This is a genomic window from Paracoccus sp. NBH48, from assembly GCF_015390265.1.
Taxonomy (GTDB): Bacteria; Pseudomonadota; Alphaproteobacteria; order Rhodobacterales; family Rhodobacteraceae; genus Paracoccus; species Paracoccus marcusii.
Window position 1 is genome coordinate 458,965 of the sequence record NZ_VUOJ01000002.1, and the last position, 6,249, is coordinate 465,213.

Below are 6,249 nucleotides of genomic sequence, written 5' to 3' on the forward strand. Positions count from 1 at the left end.
AAGGATCAAGCGGTGACACACCCCGATTCCCACGACACGATCCACCTGCAGGACAGGCTGGACTTTTTGGGCCTGGACGCCCCGGCGCAGGCCCGGCTCAAGGCCCTGGCCCCCCGGATCGCGGCCAGCGTCGGCCCTGCCCTGTCCGAATTCTACACCAAGATCGCGGCGACCCCCGTCCTGCGCCGATATTTCACCGACAACGCTCATACCGAGCGCGCCAGAAGCAGCCAGGCCCAGCACTGGGCCCGTATCGCATCCGGAGAGTTCGGCGCCGACTATGCGCTGTCGGTCCGCCGCATCGGCGCGGTGCATGCACGGATCGGGCTGGAGCCGCGCTGGTACATCGGCGGCTATGGCCTTGTTCTGGACTATGTGATCCGTGACATGCTGGGCGAACGCCGCACCTGGACCGCCGCCAGCCGCAAGCGCCTGGCCGATGACATCTCGGTCCTGATGCGGGCGTCCCTGCTGGACATCGACCTGTCGATCTCGACCTATCTGGACCAGATCGACGGTCGCCGCAAAGAGGTCGAGGATGCCCAGCAACGTGCCTTCGAGGCCCTGTCGGGCGCCCTTGGCCGTCTGGCCGAAGGCGATCTGACCACCCGGCTGGACCCGGAACTGTCGGCCCGCACCCGCTTCAACGAAACGGTCGAACAGCTGGCCAGCATCATCGGATCGGTGCGCCATTCCGCCGGCCAGATCGGCAACGGCACCGGCGAGATCGCGGCGGCCTCCGACGATCTTGCGCGCCGCACCGAACAACAGGCGGCCAGCCTGGAGGAAACCGCCGCGGCGCTGAACGAGATGACCGAGGCGGTGCGCGATTCCGCCACGCGCAGCCGTCAGGCAGAGGAGATGGCCGCCCGCGCCCGCCAGGTCGCCGCGCATGGCAGCCAGATCATGGATCAGACACGCACCGCGATGGACGACGTCTCCTCCAGCGCCGGAGAGATGGGCCAGATCATCGGCGTGATCAGCGAGATCGCCTTCCAGACCAACCTGCTGGCCCTGAACGCCGGCGTCGAGGCCGCCCGCGCCGGTGAGGCCGGCCGCGGCTTTGCCGTCGTCGCCGCCGAGGTCCGCGCCCTGGCCCAACGATCGGCCGAGGCGGTGCGCACCATCCAGACACTGATCGACCGCAGCGTCCAGCAGACGACACATGGCGTGTCGCTGGTCGGCGCGACGCACCAGGCGCTGTCCGACATCATCCTTGTCTTCAACGAGATCGAAGGGATCGTGACCGAGATGTCCTCCACCGCCCAACGCCAGTCGCTGAGCATTTCCGAAATCAACAGCGCGGTCCGGTACCTGGACGACGTGACCCAGCAGAACGCCGCGATGGTCGAGGAAGCCAACGCCACCAGCACCCTGCTGAACGCAGAGGTCAAGGACCTGACACGCATCGTCAGCAGCTTCACGATGGCGGCCCCCCGCCCGCAGCTGCATCAGCAGACCTACCGTCAGGCTGTCTAACCTTGCGCCGCGCGCCCCAACAGGGCGCGCGGTTCAGTCGTCCCGCCGCACGCCGATCCAGATCACATGCCGCGATCCGCGCCCCGACCCGCCGGCGCGCACCCCGTGCGTGCTGACGGCAAAGCCGCACCCGGCCAGGCGTCGTTCGAACGCGGCGTCCGGCTCTGCCGACCAGACGGCCAGCACGCCGCCGGGCGACAGCGCGCGCCGCGCCGCCTGCAGACCGGCCGTCCCGTACAGCGCATCGTTCCCGGTCCGCGTCAGCCCGTCGGGACCGTTGTCGACATCCAGCAGGATCGCGTCGAACGCCGTCGTGGCCTGACGGATCTGCGCGCCGACATCGCCGATCCGCACCTGAACTCGCGGGTCGGACAGGCAGCCGCCAAAGACCGCCGCCATGTGCTGCGTCGCCCATCCGACCAGTTCGGGCACGATCTCGGCCACGATCAGCCGGGCTTGGGGGCTGGCCACGGCCTGGGCCGCGCGCAGGGTGAACCCCATGCCCAGCCCGCCGATCAGCACCCGCGGCGCGGACCGGTCGGCCAGCCGGTCCAGCGCAAGCGTCGCCAAAGCCTCGGACCCACCCAAGCGGCTATTCATCAGCTCGTTTCCGCCCTGCAGCCTGATCGAGAATTCGTCGCCCCGCCGCATCAGCCGCAGCGTGTCGCCATCCGGCGCGATCGCGCTGGCCAGTTGCACCCAAGGCAGCATGCCGATGTCCCATTCTGCGTAACCCGGTCCTGATCTAGCCGATCGGGGCCGTGCCGGAAAGGCACTTGGGCATGGCCGCAATGCGAAACCCGCGCCGACAGGATCGGCGCGGGTCGGACATGGTGCAGGTCGCTTCGGTTAGAACTCGAACATCTGGCCTTCGCCGCGGCCACCTACGACACGCAGGGGGACCGGTTCGACCACGGGAAGCGGCGCCGATGCACGTGTGCGGACCACCTCGGGCCGGCTGGTGCGGCTGCCGATCCGGAACCCGGCGATCTCGCGGATCAGATCCTCGGACCGCTGCTGCAGCGATGCGGCGGCGGCGTTGGCCTGTTCGGCCACTGCGGCGTTCTGCTGGGTTACCTGATCCAGCTGGTTCACGCCCGTATTCACCTCGGCCAGGCCGATCGCCTGTTCGTTGGCGGCAAGCGAGATCGCGGTGATCTGTTCCGACACCTCGTGCGCCTTGGACAGGATCTGGCCGAGGCTGTCGCCCGTCCGCCCCACAAGGGCGGACCCCGCCTTGACCTGCGATGCGGACTGCGAAATCAGCGACTTGATCTCCCGCGCGGAATCCGAGGCGCGCTGTGCAAGGCCCCGCACCTCGGAAGCGACGACCGCAAAGCCGCGGCCGGCCTCTCCGGCACGGGCGGCCTCGACGCCCGCGTTCAGCGCCAACAGGTTGGTCTGGAACGCGATGTCATCGATGACACCGATGATGCGGGTGATCTGGTCGGACGACGCCTCGATTCCGCGCATGGCGGTCACGGCGTCGCGCACGACTTCGGCGCTGGTTTCCGCGATGTCACGGTTCTGACGGCTGGCCTGCTCGGCATTGCGCGCGCGTTCTGCGGTCGAGGTGACGCTGGCGTTCATCTGGTTCAGGGCCGCAGCGGACTGCTCCAGCGTAGCGGCCTGCGTCTCGGCCCGGGAGGCCAGGTCCTGCGCGGCAGAGGTGATCTCGCTTGCGCCACCCCAGACCTGATCGGCGACGTCGGTGATGCGGTTGATGGTGCCGGTCAGGTTCGACACGACGCTGTTGAACGCCTCTCTCAGCCCGTCATAGCCGGCCGGAAACGGGTCCGACGGCGGGTTCGGGATCTGCTGTGTCAGGTCCCCCTGCGCCAGCCTGTCCAGCCCGGCACCGATGTCGCGCACGACCCGGGCCTGCTGGCGGGCCTCGATGTCGCGGGCGGCGGCAGCCTCGTTCTCAAGGCGGCGGGCCTCGTCGGCCAGGGCGCGCGCCTCGACCGCGTTCTGGCGAAAGATCGCCAGGGCCTGGGCCAGCTGTGCCAGCTCGTTGCGACCCTCGGTTCCGCGGATCTCGACGTCCAGATCGCCCCGCGCCAACCGGTTGGTCTGGTCGACCGTCACCGCCAGGCGACGCCCCAGATCACGCGAGATCCATGCGGCAATGACTGCGCCGATCACGATCGTGGCCGCGACCCCCGTCAGCAGTGACATCACCGTGGCATCCATCACCGCCGCTGCCTCCTCCTCCAGCCGGGCAAGGCTGGACATGGCGTCGTCGCGGATCCGTTCGACGGCGGCCAGGACCTCGATCTCGGTCAGCGACAGCGTCGCCAGATGGTCGCGCACGACCAGCTCCAGAGTCCGGCTCTGCTGCGCCATCGACCAGTATTCGTCGATTCCGGACAGCGTGGTCGCCAGCAGGGTACGCGCGTCATCGCCCATCACGCGGGGCTGCAGATCGGACAAGGCCTGCCGTGACCTTTGGAAGGGCGCGGCCGCGTCGTCGAAATCCTTGACGGCGCTGCCTTCCAGAAAGCGGTCGATGCGCACGCGCGCGACCAGGAATTCGTTGGCGGCCTGCAGCGCGGCATAAGCCGCATCGCGATCACCACGCTGCTGGTACAGGGTCTGCAGCTGTTCCATGTTGCGACGGTGGGTGATGCCCAGCTCGCGCATCTGTGCCGTCAGCGCAGACAGCGGCTGGAAGCTGTCGAACAGCTGTTCGGCCTCGATCACATGCCGCTCCTTCAGCGCGACCAAGGCCCCGGCATGCGGACTGCCCAGGGCCTGCGCCTTTTCCGCCAGCACCATGACCGAGGTCATGCCGTCCTGCACCCGCTGACGATCCGCATCCGAGGCCGAAACCATGAAATCGTCCAGCGCCAGCCCGGCCTGGGCCACGCCGAAATTGATGTCCGCCGCCGCCAGCGCAAGCACCTCGGCATCATGGGCCTGGGCGTCGATGGCCTGCAACCGGTCCATCCGGTTCCAGGTAAAGCCGGCAAGCACCGCAAGCATCAGCAGGATCAGGCCAAAGCCTGCCGCGATGCGCGTCGCGATGCGGGTATTCGTCATCATCATGTCTTTCTCCGGAACGGGGATGGCGAGGCGCCACGAGGGCGCATCGCGGGTCGGTGGGTCGGTTGGGCCGCGGCTGTCGGCGGATGTTGGTCAGAAAAGTTCGACGTCGCCGCCACGCTGCGGCATCGGCTGTTCGCGCACGGGTGCGCGGGCCTCGCCCAGCAGGTGCAGCTGCACCCGACCGATGACGGGCCAGAACCGGATGCGCCGCGCCTGCGTGCCGCAGAGGTCGCTGGCGATCAGCGGAATGCCCTCGTCTTGCAGGAAGCGGCGGGCGGCGTCGGCATTGCGCTGGCCGATGTCGGGCAGGCCGGCCATCATCCGTGCGCCGCCGAACAGCTTGGCGCGCAGGCGGCTGCGCACGGCGCCGCGGCGCATCAGCCCGTTCACCAGAACCTCCATCGCGGCGGCGGCATAGCGGATGTCGGGGCCGCCCGGTCCCGCATCGGGCAGCAGAAAATGATTCAGCCCGCCGATGCCCCGGTCCGCATCCATGATGCAGGCCGACACGCAGGACCCCAGTACGGTGGTCAGGATCGCGTCAGGATCGTCGCTGATGGCATGTTCGCCCTGAACGACATGGATGACGCGCGTCGCGGCATCGCGGATCATGACAGCCTCCGCAGGCGGGCGGGTTCCCGCGTCAAAAGCGTCTGGCCGATGCGCGTGAGGGGCAGCACGTCGACCGCACCGCCCAGCTCCACCGCGACACGCGGCATGCCCCAGACGACGGATGTGGCACGGTCCTGGGCGATCGTGTGCGCCCCTGCCCGACGCAGCGCGCACAGCCCCTGCGCGCCGTCGGCCCCCATCCCCGTCAGCAGCGCGGCACGGATGTCCAGACGATCGGCAATCGCCGCACCGTCGGAGAACAGCACGTCCACGGACGGACGGTGCCCAGATACGGGCGGGGTTGCGGACAGACGCGCGCGGGGCCCACCCCGCAGGGTCACGCCCAGATGCCTGTCAGGCGCGGCGGCCAGATAGACGACGCCCCGCCGCAGGGGCATGTTGTCCTGCGCCGCGACGACCTGCGGCGCCAGCAGTTGATCCAGCCGGCGGATCAGCCCTTCGGCAAAGCCCGGGCGAATATGCTGCACGATCATCGTCGGTGGACAGTCGGCGCGAAATCCGGCCAGCACGGCCTCCAACGCGGTAATTCCGCCGGTTGAGGCGCCCAGCAGGATCAGCCCGGCCGCCGCGTCCGTGGGTGGTACAGGGTCTGCGGCGCGGATCGGTGCGGCGCGGGCGGGCTGCAGCCCTCCGAACAGGCGTGACAGCATCTGTTCCGGGCTGGACATCACCGGATATCCGCCCGCCGGCACACGCATCTGACCATAGATGACCACGCCCGCGTCAATCATCGTCAGGATGTCCGCCAATGCGTCGAATTCGATCGATTCGGCGAATTCGGCGGCCACGGCCACGCGGCGCGGCAGGTGCAGTTCGATCAGCACATAGGCCTCGCCGGGCGTGGTGGCGCCCAGCACGGTCACACCGCCCTGTTCCTCGCATCGGCGCAGCAGGGCGGTCAGGCGGGCGGGGTTCGGGTCAACGATCAGCAGGACCGGATTCGACACAGGGACACTCCTGGATGGGTCAGGGGACCATCGCCGGGAAAGATTAAAATATCGTTTCCTGTGAAAGACTTGCCAGACGAGAAATTAATGCATGGCGGCAATAGTTCCTTAACTCATTGCTGTTAGCGATGGGGACGCCGAG

General features: G+C 68.4%; 5 protein-coding genes. 1 reads left to right on the top strand and 4 read right to left on the bottom strand.

Annotated features, from left to right (window positions below; all coding sequences use genetic code 11):
* Positions 1-12: 12 nt before the first annotated feature.
* On the top strand, positions 13-1,479 hold the full coding sequence (locus F1642_RS05805) for a methyl-accepting chemotaxis protein (protein ID WP_245008450.1): 1,467 nt from the start codon (positions 13-15) through the stop codon (positions 1,477-1,479).
* 33 nt (positions 1,480-1,512) lie between these two features.
* On the opposite strand, the gene F1642_RS05810 is transcribed toward F1642_RS05805, so the two are convergent.
* The 4 genes from F1642_RS05810 to F1642_RS05825 form a co-directional block, all read right to left on the bottom strand.
* A complete protein-coding gene (locus F1642_RS05810) occupies positions 1,513-2,190 on the bottom strand; it encodes a spermidine synthase (protein WP_194885735.1) in 678 nt (225 codons plus the stop codon).
* A 138-nt stretch (positions 2,191-2,328) separates the two neighbouring features.
* Positions 2,329-4,521 (bottom strand): methyl-accepting chemotaxis protein, encoded by a 2,193-nt coding sequence (locus tag F1642_RS15505; protein WP_255522153.1) that lies wholly within the window; start codon positions 4,519-4,521, stop codon positions 2,329-2,331.
* A gap of 96 nt (positions 4,522-4,617) precedes the next feature.
* Positions 4,618-5,139, bottom strand: a complete 522-nt coding sequence (locus tag F1642_RS05820; protein WP_127898850.1) for a chemotaxis protein CheD — start codon at positions 5,137-5,139, stop codon at positions 4,618-4,620.
* Positions 5,136-6,107 carry a CheB methylesterase domain-containing protein gene (locus tag F1642_RS05825; RefSeq protein WP_148912102.1) on the bottom strand — a complete coding sequence of 324 codons (972 nt, stop codon included), beginning with the start codon at positions 6,105-6,107 and terminating at the stop codon, positions 5,136-5,138. The genes F1642_RS05820 and F1642_RS05825 overlap by 4 nt, the downstream gene beginning before the upstream one ends.
* Positions 6,108-6,249 lie beyond the last annotated feature (142 nt).

Bases quoted from the DNA above. Each gene is read 5' to 3' on its own strand.
- F1642_RS05820 (WP_127898850.1), bottom strand. From the start codon at position 5,139: ATGATCCGCGATGCCGCGACGCGCGTCATCCATGTCGTTCAGGGCGAA.
- F1642_RS15505 (WP_255522153.1), bottom strand. From the start codon at position 4,521: ATGACGAATACCCGCATCGCGACGCGCATCGCGGCAGGCTTTGGCCTG.
- F1642_RS05810 (WP_194885735.1), bottom strand. From the start codon at position 2,190: ATGCTGCCTTGGGTGCAACTGGCCAGCGCGATCGCGCCGGATGGCGAC.